The 18,310-nt window shown below is 69.4% G+C and carries 16 protein-coding genes and 1 riboswitch; of the genes, 6 read left to right on the top strand and 10 right to left on the bottom strand.

The genetic code is table 11. The features are described 5' to 3' along the window. Positions 1 to 118 precede the first annotated feature (118 nt). Complete coding sequence (gene metG / locus PLE19_02490) at positions 119 to 1,816, top strand: methionine--tRNA ligase (GenBank protein ID HPD13788.1); 1,698 nt, start codon at positions 119 to 121, stop codon at positions 1,814 to 1,816. 303 nt (positions 1,817 to 2,119) lie between these two features. After that, entirely contained in the window at positions 2,120 to 3,133 is a 1,014-nt protein-coding gene (locus PLE19_02485; protein ID HPD13787.1) for a TlpA disulfide reductase family protein, read from the top strand. Between the two features lie 92 nt (positions 3,134 to 3,225). On the opposite strand, the gene PLE19_02480 is transcribed toward PLE19_02485, so the two are convergent. Next, entirely contained in the window at positions 3,226 to 3,906 is a 681-nt protein-coding gene (locus tag PLE19_02480) for a cyclase family protein (GenBank protein HPD13786.1), read from the bottom strand. A gap of 164 nt (positions 3,907 to 4,070) precedes the next feature. Further along, positions 4,071 to 4,185: riboswitch (TPP riboswitch) on the top strand. A 66-nt stretch (positions 4,186 to 4,251) separates the two neighbouring features. Here PLE19_02480 and PLE19_02475 point away from each other — a divergent pair. Continuing rightward, positions 4,252 to 5,040 carry a sulfide-dependent adenosine diphosphate thiazole synthase gene (locus PLE19_02475; protein HPD13785.1) on the top strand — a complete coding sequence of 263 codons (789 nt, stop codon included), beginning with the start codon at positions 4,252 to 4,254 and terminating at the stop codon, positions 5,038 to 5,040. 60 nt (positions 5,041 to 5,100) lie between these two features. Here the strand turns inward: PLE19_02475 and PLE19_02470 are convergent, their stop codons facing one another. Further along, on the bottom strand, positions 5,101 to 6,324 hold the full coding sequence (locus PLE19_02470) for a hypothetical protein (GenBank protein ID HPD13784.1): 1,224 nt from the start codon (positions 6,322 to 6,324) through the stop codon (positions 5,101 to 5,103). A 176-nt stretch (positions 6,325 to 6,500) separates the two neighbouring features. Here PLE19_02470 and PLE19_02465 point away from each other — a divergent pair, with 176 nt between their 5' ends. The 3 genes from PLE19_02465 (at position 6,501) to ribE (ending at position 9,281) form a co-directional block, all read left to right on the top strand. After that, positions 6,501 to 7,745: a hypothetical protein gene (locus tag PLE19_02465; GenBank protein ID HPD13783.1), complete on the top strand. Its 1,245-nt coding sequence runs from the start codon at positions 6,501 to 6,503 to the stop codon at positions 7,743 to 7,745. Positions 7,746 to 7,799: 54 nt separating this feature from the next. Beyond that, a complete protein-coding gene (locus PLE19_02460; protein ID HPD13782.1) occupies positions 7,800 to 8,690 on the top strand; it encodes a glycosyltransferase family 2 protein in 891 nt (296 codons plus the stop codon). Between the two features lie 117 nt (positions 8,691 to 8,807). Then, positions 8,808 to 9,281 carry a 6,7-dimethyl-8-ribityllumazine synthase gene (gene ribE / locus PLE19_02455; protein ID HPD13781.1) on the top strand — a complete coding sequence of 158 codons (474 nt, stop codon included), beginning with the start codon at positions 8,808 to 8,810 and terminating at the stop codon, positions 9,279 to 9,281. Between the two features lie 74 nt (positions 9,282 to 9,355). Here ribE and PLE19_02450 read toward each other — a convergent pair whose 3' ends face one another. The 8 genes from PLE19_02450 to PLE19_02415 all read right to left on the bottom strand — a co-directional run bounded on the left by PLE19_02450 (position 9,356) and on the right by PLE19_02415 (position 18,087). Beyond that, positions 9,356 to 10,786, bottom strand: a complete 1,431-nt coding sequence (locus tag PLE19_02450; GenBank protein ID HPD13780.1) for a zf-HC2 domain-containing protein — start codon at positions 10,784 to 10,786, stop codon at positions 9,356 to 9,358. After that, the gene (locus PLE19_02445; protein ID HPD13779.1) at positions 10,783 to 11,367 is read right to left on the bottom strand and encodes a sigma-70 family RNA polymerase sigma factor; all 585 of its coding nucleotides are present in this window, start codon (positions 11,365 to 11,367) and stop codon (positions 10,783 to 10,785) included. The genes PLE19_02450 and PLE19_02445 overlap by 4 nt, the downstream gene beginning before the upstream one ends. A 655-nt stretch (positions 11,368 to 12,022) precedes the next feature. Next, positions 12,023 to 13,306 (bottom strand): acetylxylan esterase, encoded by a 1,284-nt coding sequence (locus PLE19_02440; GenBank protein HPD13778.1) that lies wholly within the window; start codon positions 13,304 to 13,306, stop codon positions 12,023 to 12,025. Positions 13,307 to 13,356: 50 nt separating this feature from the next. Then, positions 13,357 to 14,049 (bottom strand): hypothetical protein, encoded by a 693-nt coding sequence (locus PLE19_02435; protein HPD13777.1) that lies wholly within the window; start codon positions 14,047 to 14,049, stop codon positions 13,357 to 13,359. A 106-nt stretch (positions 14,050 to 14,155) separates the two neighbouring features. After that, positions 14,156 to 14,443, bottom strand: coding sequence for a BrnA antitoxin family protein (locus PLE19_02430; protein HPD13776.1), 288 nt, complete (start codon positions 14,441 to 14,443; stop codon positions 14,156 to 14,158). Continuing rightward, positions 14,418 to 14,723, bottom strand: coding sequence for a BrnT family toxin (locus tag PLE19_02425; protein HPD13775.1), 306 nt, complete (start codon positions 14,721 to 14,723; stop codon positions 14,418 to 14,420). The genes PLE19_02430 and PLE19_02425 overlap by 26 nt, the downstream gene beginning before the upstream one ends. 44 nt (positions 14,724 to 14,767) lie before the next feature. After that, entirely contained in the window at positions 14,768 to 16,165 is a 1,398-nt protein-coding gene (locus tag PLE19_02420; protein ID HPD13774.1) for an alpha-L-fucosidase, read from the bottom strand. A 137-nt stretch (positions 16,166 to 16,302) separates the two neighbouring features. Continuing rightward, positions 16,303 to 18,087, bottom strand: a complete 1,785-nt coding sequence (locus PLE19_02415) for a phosphoenolpyruvate carboxykinase (GTP) (protein ID HPD13773.1) — start codon at positions 18,085 to 18,087, stop codon at positions 16,303 to 16,305. Positions 18,088 to 18,310 lie beyond the last annotated feature (223 nt).

Below are 18,310 nucleotides of genomic sequence, written 5' to 3'. Positions count from 1 at the left end.
GCGCCGGAGGCCGCGGCGGCGCTTCACCGCCCGGCGCCTGTCCCCTCCTCCATTTGTGAGTCACCCGCGGGGATGGTAAAATATGGCAGCCAGGGCGTTGCCCTGGCGAGGAGTCCGCATGAGTCAGAAGTTCCTGGTCACCTCGGCTCTGCCCTACGTCAACGGCGTGAAACATCTGGGCAACGTGATCGGCTCGCTGCTGCCGGCCGACATCTATGCCCGCTGGCGCCGCATGCAGGGCCACGACGTGCTCGCCGTGTGCGGCACCGACGAGCACGGCACCCCCTGCGAGCTGGCGGCCCTGGAGGAGGGGCTGCCCGTCGAGGAATACGCCGCGAAATACTACGCCATCCAGAAACGCATCTACGAGCAGCTCGGCCTGGCCTTCGACTACTTCGGCCGCACCTCCAGCCCCCAGAACCGCGCGATCACGCAGCACCTGTTCCTGCGCCTGTGGCACAACGGCTACATCACCGAGCGGGCCATCCGCCAGCTCTACTGCAACGACTGCGCCCGCTTCCTGCCTGACCGCTACGTGCAGGGCACCTGCCCCTTCTGCGGCTTCCCCCGAGCCCTCGGCGACCAGTGCGAGAGCTGCACCAAGCTGCTCGACCCCGCCGACCTGCGCGAGCCGCGCTGCGCCGTGTGCCAGCGCTCGAACCTCCAGGTGCGCGAATCCAGGCACCTCTTCCTCGACCTGCCCAAGGCCACGCCGCTCGTCGAGCGCTGGATCGCCACCCGCACCCACTGGCCCAAGACCACCCTCGGCATCGCCCACAAGTGGCTCAACGAGGGCCTCCGCGAGCGCTGCATCACCCGCGACCTCCGCTGGGGCGTGCCCGTGCCCCTCCAGGGCTACGAGGACAAGGTCTTCTACGTCTGGTTCGACGCGCCCATCGGCTACATCGGCATCTCGATGGAGTGGGCCGATGCCCGCGGCACCCCCGGCGCCTGGCAGACCTATTGGAAGGACCCCGCCACCCGCCTCGTGCAGTTCATCGGCAAAGACAATGTGCCCTTCCACGCCGTCACCTGGCCCGCCGTGATCATGGCAGCCGACGACGGCTTCGTGCTGTGCGACATGCTCAAGGCCTTCGAGTGGCTCAACTACGAGGGCGGCAAGTTCTCCACCAGCCAGGGCCGCGGCGTCTTCAGCGACCAGGCCATCGAGCTCTTCCCCGCCGACACCTGGCGCTACTACCTGTGCATGGTCGCCCCCGAGAAGGGCGACAGCGATTTCACCTGGGCCGGCTTCCAGAGCACCGTCAACAGCGACCTGGCGAACGTGCTCGGCAACTTCGTGCACCGCAGCCTCACCTTCCTCAACAAGAACTGGGGCGGCGTGGTGCCCGACGCCGTGGGCGCCGGCGACGCCGAGGCCGCCATCCGCCAGACCCTGGCCGACACGGTGAAGGCCGTCAACGAGGCCATGGAGGAGTGCTCGTTCCAGAAAGCCGTGCGCGCCCAGCGCGACGCCTGGGCCGCGGCCAACGCCTACTTCCAGACCAAGCAGCCGTGGCACCAGGTGAAGGCCGACAAGGCCGCGGCCGGCACCACCCTCAACGTCTGCGCGCACCTGTGCCGCGCCTTCGCCATCCTCGGCGCGCCGTTCATCCCCTTCACCGGGCGGCGGCTCTTCGCCAACCTGGGCCTCGACGGCTCGCCCGAGACCGAGGCCTGGGCGGGCATCGAGGACTGGGCGTGCCTCACCGGCCGCCGGGTGAGCCCCGCGCCCACGCCGCTCTTCGCCAAGATCGAGGACGCGCAGGTGGCCGAGCTTCAGGCCCGATTCGCGGGCAGGCAGAACAAGACCTGATCAGGAGGACACCCATGGCCAAAGGAAACTACCGCGACCGCAAAGAGCCGAAGAAGCCCAAGAAAGACAAGAAGGCCAAGGACGCGGGCGCGAAGTAGCTCCCGTTGCGGACTCCCGCGGCGACAAGCGCCCCGCCTGTCGAGCGGCCGAAGAGGCCCGCAAGCGGAATGCTCGCGGCCGCTTCGCAGCGGGAACGACGCAGCGCCGCGAATGATCCCGGCAGGGTTGGAGCCTCAGTGTCCGGGCGAGGTGGATGTGTGTTCCTTTGCGTACGCAGGGCGTAGTTTTCTGGAGACAGCCCCGATGACCCGAACCCTTCTGGCAGTCCTGGCGGCGGCTCTTCTCGGCGGCTCAAGCGCCCTGGCGCTCGACGTGGGCGACACGGCACCCGCCATCCAGGTGAAAACCTGGGTCGCCAACAAGCCCGTGACCCTCGAGGCGGCCAAGGGCAAGGTGCTGGTCGTCGAGTTCTGGGCCACCTGGTGCCAGCCCTGCCGCCGCACCATCCCCCACATCAACAAGCTGCATAAGAAGTACGGGGACAAGGACGTTGTCTTCGTCGGCATCACCGAGGAGGACGAGGCCACGGTGAAGAAGTACATGGAAACCATGGCCATGGACTACCACGTGGGGCTCGACGACGCGGGCAAGACGAACAACGCCTACATGAAGGGCGTGGCCGGCATCCCCCACGCCTTCGTGGTGGACCGCGACGGCAAGGTGGCCTGGCACGGCCATCCGCTGACCAAGATGGCCCAGGTGATCGAGGAGCTCGTGGCCGGCAAGTTCGACGCGGCCCGGGCCAAGAAGCTCGCGGCGCTTCAGCAGAAGCTGGGCGACGCCGCCCGCACCCGCGACCAGGAGCGGGTCATGGAGGTGGTCAACGAGATCATCCGCGAGGTGCCCGACGACCCCGACGCCTATCGCCTGAAGCGCGCCATCCTGCGCGACCAGGGCAAGCTCGAGGAGACCTGGCCCGTGCTGCTCGACATGGCCAAGGGCTGCGCCAAGGACCCCGAAGCGCTGATCGAGGTGGCTCTCACCCTCAGCACGGCCGGCGACCTGGAGCACCGCGACCTGCCCAAGGCCCTGGAACTGGCGAAGCAGGCCGCCGCCCTCTCCGACGCCAAGGCCGTGGGCGTGCTCGCCGCCCTGGCCCGCGTGCACTATGAGCTCGGCCACGTGGCCCTCGCCGCCGAGACCGCCGCCAAGGCCGCCGCCGAGGCCGAAGGCGAAGACAAGACGCGCCTCGAAGCCCAGGTTGCCTTCTACCGCAAGGAACTCGAGCGCCGCCGCCAGGACCCCGACGCCAAGTGAGAGCCGGGCGAGCTTCTGGCCGGCCGCCGTGCAGGGTGCACACGCGCCGGCTCCCTCGCGCCCGCGGCCCGCGGCAGGCGGCCCGCGTCCCCTCATTCCTCCACATCCAGCACCACCGGCCGCGCCGGCGCGCCGCTGGCGCCCTGGAGCTTGAGCGGCACGCCCACATAGAGCCACTTACGACGCTCGGCGAGCAGCTCGTCGGGAATCGCCAGGTCCTCGGCGATCCAGATGCGGCGGCGCAGCAGCGTCTCGTGCGGCGGGCGGTCGAACTGCTCGAGCGTGGTGCCGATGGTGAAGTGGTCAATGCCCACGCCCTTCACGCCGCGGGCGCAGACCCACTCGGCGCCCTCCTGCGTCAGGTAGGGCGAGTGGTGCATCCAGCGCTCGGCGTCCTCGCCGCGGAAGCGCGACCAGCCCGTGGCCAGCAGCAGAATGTCGCCCGACGCCAGCAGGTCGCGCCACGGCTCCAGGTCGGCGGGGCCGATCTCATCATCGTCGCCCTTGCGCCGCAGGTCGGCCACCACGCATGGCCCCACGAAGTGGTCGGGACGGAAGTCTGTTATCGCTCCCCGGTCGAGGTGCAGCAGGTGGCTGGGCGCGTCCACGTGCGTGCCGGAGTGGCTGGCGAGAAAGAGCGTCTCGAGCTTGAAGCCGTCGGCATCAATCGTCTTCACGTTCCTCACCCGCACGCGCGGGTCGCCTGGGAAGGCGGGGCACCTGTCGAACAACGGCTGCGCGAGGTCGAACACGCGGCGGATGCGGAGAGCCATGGCGAACGGCTCCTCAAGGAAGGCGGAAGCAGTACCCGGGCGCGAAGGCATGGCCCCTTCAGTAAATCCAGCGAACTGTCCGCTGTCAAAGGCGGCCGCGAAGGGCCCGGCGTGCCTCCCATGCCCTGCCGTTTGACGGGGCGACGGCTTGCGTCTACAATGGCCTAAGCTGCTGGGGGAGCCGCAGGGGAAGACGCCCCTGCCGGCTGAGAGGACTCGGGTCGACCCCAGGAACCTGACCAGGGTAACGCCTGCGCAGGGAAGCAGCCGTCGGCCCGACCACACCGCGTGGCTCGGGCGTTTTCGTTCCAGGACACACGACCCGTCCAGAGAGGAGTCGAGGCGGTGAAGCTGGATGAAATCCGCGTCACGCGTCTCATCGTGGCGTCGTACGCGAAGAAGCTGAGCGCGGTGGCCGACACTGACGTGGCCATCGCCGGCGGCGGCCCGGCCGGCATCACGGCCGCCTACTACCTGGCCAAGGCGGGCCTCCAGGTGGCCCTTTTCGAGCGCAAGCTCAGCATCGGCGGCGGCATGTGGGGCGGCGGCATGATGTTCAACGAGATCGTCGTCCAGGACCCCGCCAAGGCCATCCTCGACGAAATGGGCGTGCAGAGCGCCAGGGCGGGCAAGGGCTACTGGACCGCCGACGCGGTGCACGCGGTGGCCGCGCTGACCTACAAGGCCACGGCGGCCGGCGCCCGCTTCATGAATTGCATCAGCGTCGAGGACGTGATGCTCCAGAACGGCCGCGTGACCGGCCTCGTGATTCAGTGGAGCCCCGTGGAGATGAGCGGCCTGCACGTGGACCCGCTGACGATCCGCGCCCGCGTGGTGATCGAGGCGACGGGGCACCCCGCCGAGATCGCCAAGGTGCTCGTGAACAAGGCCCAGGTGAAGCTCAACACGCCCAGCGGCTCGCTCGAGGGCGAACGCCCGATGGACGCGACCCGCGGCGAGCTGGCCATCGTGGAGAACACGCGCGAGATCTACCCCGGCGTCTACGCCGCGGGCATGGTGTGCAACGCCGTGTACGGCGCCCCGCGGATGGGTCCGATCTTCGGCGGCATGCTGCTCAGCGGCCGCAAAGTCGCCGAGATGATCCTCGCCGACCTCGCGAAGCCGAGGAAGTGACCCCGGGCGTGCAGCCGCGCGCGAGACATCGGGCCAAAGGCCAGGGGGTTCCCCCCTCGCTCAGGGGTCCCGAGGCCGGCAGGCCCGCGGGGGCCGGATGGGGCCGAAGGCTTCAGCGCGCCGGCCGATCTCGACCAGCCGGCCGAACTCGGCCCCCGGCGGCGTGGTGTCGGAGACGCCCAGCACCAGGTGATCGCCCCGGCCGAGGTCCTCGAAGAACCGGTCCAGAAAGCGCCCGAAGTCGCGGTCCGACATCGCGTCGCGCAGCAGGGCCACCGACGGGATGCCGCCCAGGATCGTGATGCGCCCGGCGAAGGCGTCGCGCACCTGCCTGAGCGTGAGCTTCGTCATCGGCGCGGGGCACACGGAATCGGCGGCGTCCACCTCGGCATCGAGGTAGTGTTCGAGGAGGCCGGTGTTCTCGCCGTCGGTGTGGGTGAGCAGGTAGCGGCCGCGGGCGTGGAGCTCGCGCGCCGCGCGCCGCAGCCAGGGCAGAATGTGGTCGCGGAAGAACGGCGGGCAGGTCACCGTGGCGTCGTAGTTCGCCCCCACGAGGAACACGCGGGCCGGGCACCGAAAGGCGGCTTCCAGCACGCGCTGCCAGTAGCCCTCGATCTGCCCGGCCAGCCGCGCCAGGGCCTCGGGGTGGTCCACGCTCTCATAGAAGAAGACGTCGAAGGGCATCAGCTCGCGTAGGATGAAGTGCATGGGCGAGGCGGCGGCGCTCACCCAGGCGACCGGCAGGCCGCGCGGGCCGACATGGTCGGCGAACGCCTCGAACCCCTCGAGCTGCGGCTCCACCCGCGCGTTCTCGAACAGGTAGCCGAGCGGGGCGTAGTCGCGCTCGCTCTGGAACGGCGGCCGTTCGACGTGGCTGATGGTGATCCCGGCGTCCTGCATCGCCGCGTCGTAGACCACCACGGTCTGCACCGAGCCGAGGGGCGTTCGATACTCCACCAGGGTGCGGGCGCCATCGGTGCGGGCCGTGCGTTCGACGTTCTCGAGCACGGTGCGATAGGGCATGGTGCGGAGGTTGAAGAGGCCCAGGCCGCGGTCGAGATGGTCGTCGGGGCGGACGACGTCGCGGAAGTCGGGCACCACGGCGTGGAGCCCCCAGCCCAGGTCGTCCACCAGATCGCGCAGCGTGGCGTGGCGGTAGCGGCTGGGCAACGTGCCGGCGCGCTGTTGGGCCTTGAACCACAGGTCGAGCCGCGGCGCCCAGGGCAGGCGATCGGCCGGCTCGCCGCGGAGGGTGGCGAGGATTCGCTCCTGATCGGTCATCACGTGCTTGGCCTCCTGTGCCGCGCGGCACGAAGCACCGCGTTCATCATACCGCGCACGGGGCGGCCCGCAACTGCGAGTAGCGGCCGCCGCGGGCGCCTTGACTCGATCTGGCCTTTCTGCTAGCATTGCCCGCAGACTTGCTACGATTCCCGACCTCGCCCGAAGGAGGCGTCGCAATGGCCGCGCCCGCAGCGCCAAAGGCGGATTTCAAGCTGGTGCTCGTCTCGGTGAACCCGGCGCAGGCTCAGAGCGTCGCCGCCGAGCTGACCGAGGTGTTCCCGATCGACCTGAAGACGGCGCTGGGCGCCGTGAGCAACGCGCCCATCGTCCTCATCAGCGGACTCTCGCCGGCGATGGCGGCGAACCTGCGCACGCACCTCATCCGCCTGGGCCGCCTGGGCGCGCAGATGCGGCTGACCGCGGACCCCGTGGGCAAGCTCAAGCAGTTCCGTTGGCCGGCGCCGCCCGCCGCGGTGTTGAAGCCGGCGAATCTGTTCGTGTGCCCCTCGTGCGGCGAGCGGTTCGCCGTGCGGCGCTGGGAGCCGGCCGCCCCATCGTCGCCTTCCGCAACCGCCGCCCCGCCTCCGCCCCAGGCCCCAGCCACGCCTGCCGAGGTGCCGGAGGCCGAGATCCCCGAGGCAGAGCCCGTGGACCTTGGGGTCCCAGGGGCCGATGACATTCCCGAGGCCGAGCCGGTCGAGGCCGAGCTGCCCGTGGCCGAGGAAGTGCCCGCCGCAGAGCCCGCGCGCAGCGACGAGCTGGCCGAGATCTCGGGCTTCCTCGACTCGATTCTCAAGAACAAGCCCAAGGAAGAGGAGCCGGCCGGCCCCAAGCCCGCGGCGGCGCCGGCGCCTGCCGCCGCGCCGGCTGTCGCGCCCAAGCCCGAGGCCCCCAAGGCCGAGGCCCCGAAACCCCGGCCCGCACCGCAGCCAGCGGCTGCCGCGCCCGCACCCAAGGAGCCCGCCACCCAGCCAAAGGCGGCCCCGCAACAGCCCACGCCTATGGTTCTCCCCGTGCGCGAGGCGCCCACCGAGACCCACATCACCCAGCCCGCGCCCGCGAAGCCGCGCCCGATGGAGATCAAGCCGCGCCCCGCACCGCAGCCGGCCCCGCCGGCGCGGCCCGCGGCTGCCGCGCCCGCGCCCAAGCCCGCCGCGCCCGCGTCCAAGCCAGCGCCCAAGCCGGCACCCGAGCCGGCCGGCGCGCGCTACGACGTCTCGGTCGCCCGAGCGCGCGGCCAGGAGCAGGAGTACATCGCCAAGCTGCTCGTCGAGCGCCAGGGCCTCACGCCCGAGGAGGCTCAGAAGCAGGTCGAGCGCACGGTGGTCATGGTGTGCAAGGGCGGGAGCGCCGCCGAGGCCGAGGAGTGGCGCAAGGCCCTCGACAAGGTGGGCATCAAGCCCCGCATCCGCAAGCATTGACGCCCCGCACGCTCGAAGCCCCCCCGTGCCCCGTGCCGGCAGAGGGCACCCCGCATGGCCGTAGCCACGAGAAGCCCCGCGACGCCCCTCGTCTCGCTCGTCATCCTGTCGCACAACAAGGTCGCGCACACGCGGCGGTGCTTCGAGGGCCTCGTGCGCTCGTCGTACCGACCCTTCGAGATTCTGGCGCTGGACAACGGTTCCACCGATGCGACGCCTGCCCTCTACGCCGAGTTCGCGCCGCGGGCCGAGGCCGCCGGCATCGCCTTTCGCCCCACGCGCCTGGAGCAGAATGCGGGGGCGGTCACCGGCCGCAACCTCGCGCTTCAGCAGGTCCGCGGCCACTACATCGTGTTCCTCGACAACGACGTGGTGCCGCGCACTCGCTCGTGGCTCGAGCGCCTGCGGGCCGCGCTCGAGGCCGACCCGCGCGTCGGCATTGTCGGCCCCAAGCTGATCTATCCGTTCCCGCCCCATCTCATCCAGTTCGCCGGCGGCGCCGTCACGCCGACCGGCTGGGTGCACTTTCTCGGGCGCGGCGAGCCGCGCGAGGCGCCCGCCTTCAACCAGCCGCGCGAGGTCCAATGCCTCATCAGCGCCTGCTGGATGATGCCGCGCCGCCTCTACGACGAGCTCGGCCCGCTCGACGAGGGCTTCAACCCCCTCCAGTTCGAGGACATTGATTACTGCTACCGCGCCCGCCACGCGGGCTATCGGGTGCTTTACTTGCCGACCGTGGAAATGTATCATTGTGAGAACGTCACGTCGGGCGACACGCCGACGATCAATTACCGCTACGTCACGATCAAGAACGGCCTGCGCTTCAAGAAGCGCTGGCGGGCCATGTTCGAGAAGGAGAACGGCCCGTCGGACGCCGAGTTCCACTGGGCGGACATTCCCAAGCGCGACATCTCGGAGCTGGGGGAGCTGGAGATGGTAGACTGAGGGGGACTGGAGGGGCGGATGAATGACACGCCAGGTCAGGGCTCTGGCACCCATCCACCCATCGAACCGTTCACACATCCTCTGCGAGCACGCGGGAACACACAAGGAGACGAGAGCATGCCGAAGATGATCGAGGGCGATCTGTCGGCCCAGGGGCTCAGGTTCGGGCTCGTGGTGAGCCGATTCAACGACTTCATCACCTCGCGCCTGCTGGGCGGCGCGCTCGACGCCCTTCAGCGGTCGGGCGCGGCCGACGCCGACATCACGGTGGCCCGCGTGCCCGGCGCCCGCGAGGTGCCCATCGCGGCCAAGCACATGGCCGAGAGCGGCAAGTTCGACGCCGTGATCTGTCTGGGCGCCGTGATCCGCGGCTCCACGCCGCACTTCGACTATGTGGCCGCCGAATCCTCGAAGGGCGTGGCCGAGATCGCCATGAGCACCGGCCTGCCCGTCATCTACGGCATCCTCACCACCGACACCATCGAGCAGGCCGTCGAGCGCGCCGGCACCAAGGCCGGCAACCGCGGCTACGACGCAGCCATCGCCGCCATCGAAATGGTCAGCGTCCTCAAACAACTCAAGCAAGTCTGATACAGAAGTCTTTGGAGGATGCGGCCGGGGGAAGGCGCCTTTCTGCCAGAAAGGTGCCTTCCCCCGTTCTGCTCTCACTTCTGTGGTGCCGCCTCTGCGGCGGGAGCGGCCGCGCGCTCGAAGTGCAGCACGACGCGCACGGCGGGGCCTGTCTCGGCGACCTTCCCCTTGAACAGAGACCTGTCTTCTCGCATCCCGGCGGACACGGCCTGCTGTTGCTCGGCCTTCTCCAGGTCCTTGCGGTCGGAGAGCCGGGTCTTGAGGCGGGCCACAAGGGCCTTCGCCGCCGCGTCGGGGAGCCGGGTCTCGACGATGAATCGGCCGCCGCCTTCCGGCTGCACGGTGTAGGGCACCTCTGCGGCATCGAGCGCGGCGTACACCTCGGCAAGGCAGGCCGACAGATTGGTGTAGGCCAGGGCCACTTCGAGCCCATCGCCCGCCATCGCGTTCCGCGTGGCCTGGCCGGCCGCGCCCACGGCCCGCTGCCCGCCGCCCACTCCCCGAGGCGGGGCGGCCGCGGCCCGGTCGCGCATGATGGCGGCCACCAGGCTGTCGCGCTCGAGGATGCGACGCCTCTGCCCGTTGGCGTCCCGGGCCTCTTCGATGACGCCCTCGCGGTTAGCCCGTTCCCCACCTTGCGCCCTGGCATCGGCCATCGGCGCCTCCTGGAGGGCCTTCGAGGGGGCCGGAGCAGGCGCGGCGCCGCTCTTCGCCGCCATCGTGGCGGACGGCTTCGCGGCCTCGGGCGCGGGGGCCCGGGCGCCATCCTCGTGGTCTTCGCTTTCGTGGCGCTCGCGCTCGGCCAGGGCTTCCCTCTTCTTCTCGGCCATCACGAGGTCCGCGTCGCCGCGAAGGCCCGTGCCGCTGGCTTGCACGCCCGGTTCGGGTTCGTGCGGCCGCACGGCAGGGGCCGCGGGAACGGTGGGAGGTCCGCCGGGCTCGCGCCCGCCGACCGCCACCTTCCGCTCGGCGTAGCCGAACGACTTGCCAGTCACAACCTTGTCCGCCTTGCCGGCCGGCTGCTCGGCGGGGGCCTGGCGGCGGAGGGCCTCGTCCAGAGCGGCGTCGGGCTTCGCCTGCGCCAGCGCGTCGTGTGCCGCGCCGTCGAAGCGGTCCTCCTCCGTCACAGCCCGCGCGGGCGCGGGCGTCTGGTCGACGGTCCGCGCGGAATCGCGCGGGCGTTCAGCGCGATTGAGCAGTGCCGCCACCGCCACGAGCAGGCAGGCGGCCGCGGCGAGGGCCGCGGCCAGCCAGCGGCGCGCGGGCCGGGAGCGCAGGGCCTCGTCGCCGCGGGCGATCGCCGCTTCGACCCGCTCGCGGAAGCCGGCCGGAGCCGCGACCCTGGGCAGCGAACGGACGAGGCGGACGGTGCGGCGCAGCGCGTCGAGCTCGGCGCGCAGCTCGGGCTCGGCCTCGAGCGCGGCCTCCACGGCGCGACGCTCGGCCTCGCCGAGCTCGCCGTCCAGGTAGGCCGAAAGCTGTGTTCGCACATCGTCCCGCGTCATGTCGCCAGGTCCTTCAACTGCTCCCGGAGCGCCAGGCGTGCCCGGTGGAGCCTCGATTTCACGGTGCCCTGGGGGCACCCGATGGCCTCGGCAATCGCCTGGTAGTCGAGGCCATCAATGTCCCGCATCACGATCACGGCTCGGTAGTCGTCCTCGAGGCCCGCAATGGCTCGCTCGATGCGCTGGCGGGTCTCGTGCTGCTCCGCGCGGGCCTCCGGGGGATCCGCATCGTCCTGCACCTGGAGGCCGCCGCCATCCTCATCGGCGCCGTGCTGTAGCGACATCGGGCTGAGGTGGCGGGCCGAGCCGAACTTTCTCCTGTGGCTGATGACCAGATGGTAGGCGATCGAGTAGAGCCACGTGTAGAAGCTCGACCGCCCCTCGAAACTGCCAAGGCCGCGGAACGCCTTGACGAATGCCTCCTGCGCCAGGTCCTCGGCGTCTTCCCGCTGATTGACCATGCGGCACAGGCCGTTGAAGAGGGCGTTCTGATGCCGCTCGACGAGGAGCCCGAAGGCTGCCCGGTCGCCCCGTTGGGCTTGGGCCACCAGCACCTCGTCGGCAAGTTCCACGTCGGGCATCGGTTCGCTCTTCCGCAGTATTAGACGATCCCGGGGGCGCAAAGTTCCCCCCGCGTTCTTCCGGGAGGGCGGCATTCCGCCGCAAGTGTTTGGCAGGAATAGGGTTGCATCTTCAGACCAATTCCGCCCGCCCGCGGAACCGCCCGTTTGCCGGATTATAAGCCCCGGGGCCTGGGAAGTCAACGTATCGCCAGCCCGCGGGCATGGCTCTCCGGCCTGACGCCTGCGCCCCTGCTCACCGCCAAGGTCTCGGAAACCAGACGCGGCGCCCCCGTGGCCGCTCGGCCCTGCCACCGCCAGGAGGTGTGAGTAACTATGGCGCTTTGGCGATCCGGGCGGCTCTACGGCCTTCCCGCCCATACTTGCTCACTTTCCTCCCCCTCGGGGTTGAGCAAGTATGGCGCTTTGGCGATCCGGGCGGTTCCGTGGCCTTTCCGCCCATACTTGCTCACTTTTCTCCTCCCCTCAGTTGAGCAAGTATGGTGCTTGGGCGCTCCGGGGCCTTCCGCAGCCATTCCTGCCCGTCGGCGCCACCTCCGCTCTCTCAGCGGTGCCACAGGTGAGGAGCGGGCAGGGTCTGAACGCCGCCGGGGCAGACGCGACCAGGTCCGTCGTGCTGTGGAATCAAGCGCTCGGGCATGCAGGTGCGCACGCCCTATTTCTTCCCGTAATGCCTATCCGCGAAGTCCATGTAGCGGTCCCAATCGTAGGCTGTCAGATCGTGGCCGCCGCTGCGGATGTGGTAGCCGATGGCGCCCATGACGGGGCTGTCGAGACCAGGCATCTCCTTCACGGGCAAGCCCTCGGTGCCGAGCAGGCGATAGACGGGGTCGGCGTGGAGGCACGAGAGGAATTCGCCCCTGGGGTCGGCCCACCGGTCGCCCACGGCGCTGGCGACGTAGACGGGGCGCGGGGCCGAGAGCGCGATCAGCTCGTGCTGGTCCACGGGCAGGTCGGCCTCCCTGGCGCTGTATTTCCTGAAGTTCTCGCAGAACCAGTGGGGGAAGTTGCGGTTGAGGACCTCGACGGTTTCGCCGTAGATGCGCTTGCTGAGGGCGGCGCCGCCGGCGCCCGAGTTGTTGGAGATGACGATGGCGAAGCGCTCGTCCTCGGCGCCCGCCCACAGCGCGGTCTTGCCCAGACGCGAGTGGCCCAGGACGGCGACCCGCTTGGCGTCCACGTCCTGGTCGGTCTCCAGGTAGTCGAGGGCGCGGCTGAGGCCCCAGGCCCAGGCGGCAATGGCGCCCCAGGAGTCGGGGCCGCGTTGGCCCTGGTCGAAGGCGGGGTGGACGCCGTTCTTGAAGCCGTCGTGGAAGTCGGGGTCAATGTCGCCGTAGTAGATCGTGGCGAGGGCGTAGCCGCGGGCGAGGATGCGGTCAATGGGGAAGCGCGAGGCTTCGGCGCCGCGGGCCGCGTCGGTGGGCTTGTTCTTCTCCACGCCCTTGCCGTCGCGGTGCCAGCTCTCGGAGAGCTTGATGGCGGGGTCGGTGTGGACCGCGTGGTTGCCCTGGAAGTTGAGGATGAGGAAGGCGGGGACGGGCCGCTTGGCGTCGTTGGGCAGATAGAGGAGCAGGTCGGCCTTCGGCCCGTCGTCCTTGCCGGTGAACAGGATGGTGACCTGTCGGCGGGTGGCCTTGCCGCCGAGGGCATTGGCCTCGTTGTCGAAGACCTTGAAGGCGAGGCCCTCGGGCTTGGCGGGCGAGCGGCCGTAGACGTGGGTGCGGAAGAGCTCGAGGAGTTCGGGCCGCCGCTTCGTGCGCCACATTTCGGCGCTCGTCACCTTCGTGCCGTCGGCCATCACCAGCGGGTCGGGCAGGGTGTAGGCCGGCACTTTGTCCTCGTCGTAGTTCACCGGCGGCGCGCCGGCCTCGGCCAGGGCGAGGGAGACGAATGCCGCAATCGCGCCCAAGGCGCACAGGAGTTCGGTCGCATGTGTCATGGCTCGCTCCATTGAGGGGGGACAGGTTGTCGGGCCGCGGCTGCGGGCTGCTACTTCGGGAACACCTTTTTCGGCAGAGGAGCGGGGATTGGGATTGGAACGGGAACCGCTGTGCTGGGCTTGAACGGCACCCCCTTGACGGGAGGGCCGAAGGGGCCTTTGGGGACGATCTGGTACGTGGCCTCGACCGGCGCCATGTTCATCAGGTCCACGCCGACGAGAAAGCCGGCAGACTTGGGGTTCTTGCCGACGACCTTGAACTCGATCTGGTTCCAGGCAGGCCCTTTCTTGAGGATGGCGTTGCCCAGGGTGACGAGGCCCGAGTGGGTCACGGTGGGGGCATAGCCGTCGAAGGGCGCGCCCACCGCGGCCCCGTTCACCATCAACTGCACCAGCCCGTAGTCGGGGGCCTTTGTGTAGGCGAAGGTGAAGGCGTAGAGGGCATCCTTCGTGGTGCCGATGAGCAGCGGGAAGCCCAGCGTGGCGCCAGGCTTGGTGGGCGACCACAGGGCCTGGGCGTTCTTGCTCCACGCGGTGCCGAACCCCGCCATCTGCTGAATGACGACGCTCCCCTCGCTGGCCTTGGCGGCCACGGTGAGCGATTCGCCCTCGTACGAAAAGGGTCCGGGGGGCTGAGGCCCCTGCTTCTCGGGCGCTACGGGGGGCTTGGCCTCAGCCGCCAAGGCAAGCGGCGCCCACGCGAGAAGCCCGAACACCAGAGCCCACCAAGCTGTGCGTGCCATTGAGTGGCCTCCTTTCACCGACCCGGCCTCGCGGCCGCACCCTCCCGCCGCGATGAGGATAACGCCCCGTGGGCGCAGAGTCAACCGCGGAGACATCGGCAGGCACTCACGGCGCCTTCAGGCGGCGCCGCTCGGCCTCAATAGCCCAGGCGAGGTACAGCTTCGCAAGACTCTGGTAGGGTACATCTCGCTTGTTGGCCAGGATCTTCAGTTCGTCCAACAGGTCCTCTGGCAGCCGAATGGAGATGGACTTCAGCGAGGGCTTGAGATTGGGGAAGCGGACGCGGCGGGCCGTGGTGAGGTCGAAGAAGTCCAGGGGCGAATGCGACGCCCAGAACTCGCGTTCCTCATCTTCGCTCCGGAACGCTCTACTTTTCTTTGCCAATGCCTTCATAGAACTGCCTTTCGCGCCTATTCATGTCGCGTGCGGAGATCACACGCAGTTTCGTGCCTCGCATCGTGAAGACCACGACGAGCTGTCTCCCCGCGTCGGTCTGGCCGAAAGCTGCAAGCCGCTCCTCGGCAACCGAGTGCTTCGGGTCGCCGAGCACGACGAGGGGCTGATTGAAGAAGACCTGCTCGCACTCCCAGTTGTGAACGCCGTGCCTCAGGTTCTTGTCGCGGTTCCCCGCGTCCCAGTCGAACCCGGCAAACTCGGCGTATTCGTTTGCCATAGGCATAGTGTACATTTCCCGCATATACATGTCAAGAGTGCGCGCTACCTGGCAAGCGTGAGCTTGAGGGCCAGCGCGTGCTGCGACGGCGGGTGCTGGGCCACGGACGCAGGGATCTCGACCACGGCGCCCTTGCTCTGCGCGCGCCAGGGCAGCGGGTCCCGGACGCCGAGCATGTGGACCGCCGAGCCCGGGGCAGGCCGGAGGCTGCCGAGGACGATCTGCGTCGGCGGCCCCTCCTGCCCTTCCTCGCACAGGTAGATGGCATAGACGGCGTCGCCTTTGCGCGTGTAGCACACGCGGCCCTCCTTGTAGGGGGCGATGGCGCGGGTGCCGTAGACGGCCTCGCCGTTGACATCCAGCCACGCGCCCACCTCGCGCAGCCGCGTCACCGCCTCGGCGGGCAACTCGCCGTCGGGCTGCGGGCCGACGTTCATCAGGAAGTTCCCGCCCTTCGACACGATGTCCACGAGCAGGTGAATGAGCCGCCGCGTGCTCTTGTACTTGTCGTTGGGCTTGAACGACCACTGGTCGCCCATCGTGAGGCACGACTCCCACACGAAGTCGGGCGGGGCCTCGGGCACCTCCTGCTCGGGGGTGCGGTAGTTCTCGAACTCGCCGCCCACCGTGCGGTCCACGATGAGGAGGCCGGGCTGGTGCCGGCGGGCCATGGCGGCGATGCGGGCCATCTGAATGTCCTGGCTCGGGGGCCGCACCTGGCCGCCGTCGAGCCACAGGATGTCCACCTTGCCGTAGCCGGTCATTAGCTCCTCGATCTGGCGGTAGACGAACTGCTGGAACTTGGCCCAGATTTCGGGGTGTTTGGCCGTGTCGTAGTTGGGGTTGCGGTCCTTGATCGGGAAGTCGGGGCACCAGTACCAGGGGCAGTGCCAGTCGCTCTTGGAGAAGTAGACGCCGATGCCGAAGCCCTGAGCGCGGAAGGCGTCGAAGACCTCTTTGGCCACGTTGGCCCGCGGGTTCGCGCTGAACGGGCAGTCGGGATGGGTCACGCGGTAGTCGGTCTGGCGGGTGTCGAACATCGAGAAGCCGTCGTGGTGCTTCGTCGTGAAAACCACGTATTTGCAGCCCGCGGCCTTGGCGATGGCGGCCCACCTGGCGGGGTCGAACTTCGTGGGGTTGAAGGTGCGGTTGAGGGCGAAGTAGTCGCGCTGGAAGCGGGCGAGGTCCTTGCCGCGCTCGGCCCAGGCGGGCAGGTCGTCGGGGCGTGCCCAGGGGTCGGCGGGCACGAGGGGCCAGCTCTCGATGCAGCCCCACTGGCTGTACGGCCCCCAGTGCATGAAGAAGCCGAAGCGCAGGTCCTGGAACCATTCGAGGCGCTGCTTGAGCCAGGGCTCCTGGGGCTGGGCGCCGCCGTCCGCGGCGGCCATGCCGAGGAGAAGCAACCCGAGTCCGATGCCGCCCGCCCATTCGACCGCAGCCATGCGTTTCTCCTTCCGAGGGTGGATGCCGATCATAGGCGGCGTGGGACGCGAGTCAAGCGCGGCAGCTCGGAACGCCGCGGGGCGGCCCATTGGGGCCGCCCCGGGAGGCGTTCGCGTGCGTGGTTCGGGCCGGGCGCCTACTCCTCGCCCCGGAGGCGGTGGTCGCGTGCGGCGTGCTCGTACCACAGCTCGTGCGGCAGGCGGCTGCCGAATTGGGCGAGGAACTGGCGGTTCTGGGCCTGCTCCTCGAGCCAGTCCTCGGTGTAGATGGCGTGCAGCTCGCCGAAGGTGTCGCGGGGGAAGTCCAGCCCCGTCCAGTCAATGCTGTCGTAGGTGGGGACGTAGCCGATGGGGGCCTTGATGGCGCCGCCGCGGCCGTGGCAGCGGTCGAGGCACCAGAGGAGGATGCGCAGGTTTTCGCCGAAGCCGGGCCAGAGGAACCTGCCGTCGTCGTCGGTGCGGAACCAGTTGACGCGGAAGATCTTGGGCCGGTGGGTGATGCGCTTGCCCATGTCGAGCCAGTGCTGGAAGTAGTCGGCCATGTTGTACCCGCAGAAGGGGAGCATGGCCATGGGGTCGTGGCGGATTTCGCCGCGCTTGCCCTCGGCGGCGGCGGTGCGCTCGGAGACCATGGTGGCGGCCACGTAGACGGCGTGCTGCCAGTTGAAGCACTGGTAGACGAGGGGCGCGAGGCGCTCGCGGCGGGCGCCGAAGAGGATGGCCGAGATGGGCACGCCCTGGGGGTCCTCCCAGTTGGGGGCGATCGAGGGGCACTGCGCGGCGGGCGCCGTGAAGCGGCTGTTGGGGTGCGCGCCGGGCATCTTCTTGCCATGCTCGTCCACCATGCCGGGGTGCCAGGGCTGGCCGCGCCAGTCCAGCAGGTTGGCGGGCGGCGGCGAGTCGCTGCCCTCCCACCACACGGTGCGGTCGTCGGGGCAGAAGGCCGTGTTGGTGTACAGGCTGTTGCGCGCGAGGGTCCGGACGGCGTTGGGGTTCGATCTCGAGCTGGTGCCGGGCACGACGCCGAAGAAACCGCTCTCGGGGTTGCAGGCCCAGAGCCGGCCGTCGGCGCCCACGCGCATCCAGGCGATGTCGTCGCCCACGGTCCACACCTTGTAGCCCTTCCTGGCCAGGGCTTCGGGGGGCACGAGCATGGCCAGGTTCGTCTTGCCGCACGCGCTGGGGAAGGCGCCGGCGATGTAGTCCACCTGCCCGTCAGGGTGCTCGACGCCCAGGATGAGCATGTGCTCGGCCATCCAGCCCTCCCGCTTGGCCAGGTAGCCGGCGATGCGGAGCGACAGGCATTTCTTGCCGAGTAGCGCGTTGCCGCCGTAGCCCGAGCCCACGCTCCAGATCGTGTTGTCCTCGGGGAAGTGCAGGATCAGACGGCGCTTGAGGTCCAGCTCGGCCTTGCCGTGCAGGCAGCGGGTGAAGTCGCCGGTTGTGCCGAGCTGGTCGAGCACGGCCTTGCCCGCGCGGGTCATGATGAGCATGTTGATGACGACGTAGATGCTGTCGGTGAGCTCGACGCCGATCTTGCTGAAGGGGGAGCCGATGGGGCCCATCGAGAAGGGGATGACGTACATGGTGCGGCCGCGCATGGAGCCCGCGAAGATGGCCGCGGCCTTGTCGCGGGCCTCCTCGGGCGCCATCCAGTTGTTGGTGGGGCCGGCCTCCTCCTCGGTGCTGGTGCACACGTAGGTGAGGCCCTCGGTGCGGGCCACGTCGTTGAGCGCCGAGCGATGGTAGTAGCAGCCGGGCAGCTTCTCCTGGTTGAGCTCGATGAACTCGCCGGTCTTGCAGGCCTCGGCCAGCAGCGCGCGGCGCTGCTCGTCCGAGCCGTCCACCCACACGATCCGATCCGGCTGGCACAGCTCTGCGCACTCGCGGATCCACTGGTTCAGTTCCCTGTGCTCTGTCATCGTGCTCCTCGCCGAAAAGGGATCCTTCTGGCCCTGCGACGCCATTCACGGGATAGAGTTTCCCCGCCGTTGACACGTGATCCGGGATGGCGGAGGAAACGCCCGGACACACAGTATAGCAGAAACCCGCTCCGCTGTCCACCGGCCCGCGGGGGCCGGGTGTGGGCAGGAATTGTAGGCAGGGTGATTGTCTCTGGAGCCTGAAGGGCTCGCATGGGATAGC

The sequence above is a fragment of the Planctomycetota bacterium genome (genome assembly GCA_035384565.1).
Lineage (GTDB): Bacteria > Planctomycetota > PUPC01 > DSUN01 > DSUN01 > DAOOIT01.
Note: the sequence above shows the minus strand (reverse complement) of the source record. Positions and strands in the feature narration are given on the sequence as shown.

Excerpts from the sequence above, each read along its gene's own strand:
- metG (HPD13788.1), top strand. The coding sequence starts at position 119 with ATGAGTCAGAAGTTCCTGGTCACCTCGGCTCTGCCCTACGTCAACGGC.
- PLE19_02485 (HPD13787.1), top strand. The coding sequence starts at position 2,120 with ATGACCCGAACCCTTCTGGCAGTCCTGGCGGCGGCTCTTCTCGGCGGC.
- PLE19_02480 (HPD13786.1), bottom strand. The coding sequence starts at position 3,906 with ATGGCTCTCCGCATCCGCCGCGTGTTCGACCTCGCGCAGCCGTTGTTC.
- PLE19_02465 (HPD13783.1), top strand. The coding sequence starts at position 6,501 with ATGGCCGCGCCCGCAGCGCCAAAGGCGGATTTCAAGCTGGTGCTCGTC.
- PLE19_02460 (HPD13782.1), top strand. The coding sequence starts at position 7,800 with ATGGCCGTAGCCACGAGAAGCCCCGCGACGCCCCTCGTCTCGCTCGTC.
- ribE (HPD13781.1), top strand. The coding sequence starts at position 8,808 with ATGCCGAAGATGATCGAGGGCGATCTGTCGGCCCAGGGGCTCAGGTTC.
- PLE19_02450 (HPD13780.1), bottom strand. The coding sequence starts at position 10,786 with ATGACGCGGGACGATGTGCGAACACAGCTTTCGGCCTACCTGGACGGC.
- PLE19_02445 (HPD13779.1), bottom strand. The coding sequence starts at position 11,367 with ATGCCCGACGTGGAACTTGCCGACGAGGTGCTGGTGGCCCAAGCCCAA.
- PLE19_02440 (HPD13778.1), bottom strand. The coding sequence starts at position 13,306 with ATGACACATGCGACCGAACTCCTGTGCGCCTTGGGCGCGATTGCGGCA.
- PLE19_02435 (HPD13777.1), bottom strand. The coding sequence starts at position 14,049 with ATGGCACGCACAGCTTGGTGGGCTCTGGTGTTCGGGCTTCTCGCGTGG.
- PLE19_02430 (HPD13776.1), bottom strand. The coding sequence starts at position 14,443 with ATGAAGGCATTGGCAAAGAAAAGTAGAGCGTTCCGGAGCGAAGATGAG.
- PLE19_02425 (HPD13775.1), bottom strand. The coding sequence starts at position 14,723 with ATGGCAAACGAATACGCCGAGTTTGCCGGGTTCGACTGGGACGCGGGG.
- PLE19_02420 (HPD13774.1), bottom strand. The coding sequence starts at position 16,165 with ATGGCTGCGGTCGAATGGGCGGGCGGCATCGGACTCGGGTTGCTTCTC.
- PLE19_02415 (HPD13773.1), bottom strand. The coding sequence starts at position 18,087 with ATGACAGAGCACAGGGAACTGAACCAGTGGATCCGCGAGTGCGCAGAG.